Genomic DNA, 1,695 nt, shown 5'->3' on the forward strand with positions numbered 1-1,695 from the left:
ACAACGACTCATCGCGTCGTCTACGCTGTCAGTCGCCGCATGAAATCCGGTGTCCACTCCCGAGGGGCAACCTCACCACTGCGGTCGACCTCGCCGATCCAACCGACGCTGCCATGCGCGCCGTCGAGTGCTGGTTGACAACGCTCTGACCTCGGTGGGACTCGGTCGTGCACGCTCCGCAGTGCGGCGTTTGGCAATTACCACAACAGGTTTCAACCCTGCGCTTGATCCTCACGTCCCACTCGCGGGACACGGAGACGGGAAACGATCATGCATGAGTCATTTTCTTCCGCTCTCAACGAGATGTCGGTCGCCGATGCAGTGATGCAGCTGGCGTCCGGAACCGTTGAACTCGCGCTCGAAGACGCGCACGAGTTCGCTCGCTGGTGCTGGTTCGCCGACGTGCTCGACTCAGGCTGGGGCTTGACCGGCAGGCTCCAGGCCGCCGGCGATGATGTATTCCACGCACTTGAGCGCGTCGCCGGTATGTGCCGAACATCGGAAACGAAGGCGCTCAGCCCCGATGCGTGGCGCGCGGCGTACGAGGCCACGGAGAGATTGGCCCACAGCTCGGCCGTAACCAGTTCAGAGGCCACCTATCTGGCACTTTCGGCGGCGAACGACATCGCACTCGAATGCATCGACGAAACGCACCCCGAGTTCACAGTCGCGATAGCGCTGGCATTCGAGTCCCTCGCCGCCTGTGCGGCGGACTCCGCGGTAGCGCGATGCTGGATCGCCCGCGCTCTGACCGAATGGACGAACCGAACGCACCCAGTCGCGGGCGGCCCGCGAACGGGAGAAGCCCCACCGATCACGGACACTCGGCAGAACGCGTCGATACTCTCCGCAGGTTGTGGCGAGAGGGTCTTGTTGAGAGTGAGCGGCAACCTCTGAAAGGGGCACCGGCAACAGCGCTCCTTGAGACTCGCCTGGGTGCGGCATGTGCTGGTCCGGTTGTCTGGGTGGTCGGTGCCACCGGCTTTGGTGTTGCGGATGTGGTCTACCTCGGTGGCTGGTTGTCCGCATGTGGTGCAGGTTTTGTTGTCGCGTTCGAGGATGGTTCGGCGGAGTCTGCGCCATGCGGCGGTGCTGGTTCGGGGGTCGCCTGAGCCCCAGTTGTGTGTCATGCGTTGTCCTTCGGGTTGGGGCATCTCTCAGCCCTCGGGGAGTAACGGCGGTCACTCCGTCAGCGATAGTCAGGCAGGTCGGGAGGACCAGGAGACAGTCATGATCGGCAATGTGTTCGACATACCAGTGTTCGGTGACCCGATCTGGCCTCCGGGTGTTTGGTACGTCAACTTCGCCAACTGGTTTAACCAGCTCTGAGGGGCCATCATGAACACCCTGTGGCTGTGGCCCTGGAACATCGTTGAAATCGGTACCAGACTGCTGTTCAGCCAGATCGGTGGTGGTTCGTAATGTTCGGGCTACTTACTGATATGGCCGATTGGTTCAGCCTGCACGTCTTGACGCCGACTCAGCACCTATGGCAGCCATTGTTGCAAGCATGGATGGACTGGCGGTACTGACATGATCGGCAACCTGCCTGACTACAACTGGTTCTATCCAGGTCTCGGTGGAATCAGCGTGTTCATGTTCTGGTTCTTCGACGACGTGAATCGCCCCGGGTTCTACGGAGGCTCGGCTATCTGGTTCCGGCCTCAGCGAGGACCGGTGTCTCACGGTAGTCGG

At 61.5% G+C, this 1,695-nt stretch carries 1 protein-coding gene; it reads left to right on the top strand.

Annotation, left to right across the window (positions count from 1 at the left end):
- Nucleotides 1-303 precede the first annotated feature (303 nt).
- Nucleotides 304-897, top strand: coding sequence for a hypothetical protein (locus MLGJGCBP_RS19460; RefSeq protein WP_236581210.1), 594 nt, complete (start codon nucleotides 304-306; stop codon nucleotides 895-897).
- The last annotated feature ends 798 nt before the right edge of the window (nucleotides 898-1,695 follow it).

The sequence above is a fragment of the Rhodococcus sp. T7 genome, from assembly GCF_009872365.1.
Lineage (GTDB): Bacteria > Actinomycetota > Actinomycetes > Mycobacteriales > Mycobacteriaceae > Rhodococcus_F.

Coding starts and splice junctions, on each gene's coding strand:
- MLGJGCBP_RS19460 (WP_236581210.1), top strand. CDS start 304: ATGTCGGTCGCCGATGCAGTGATGCAGCTGGCGTCCGGAACCGTTGAA.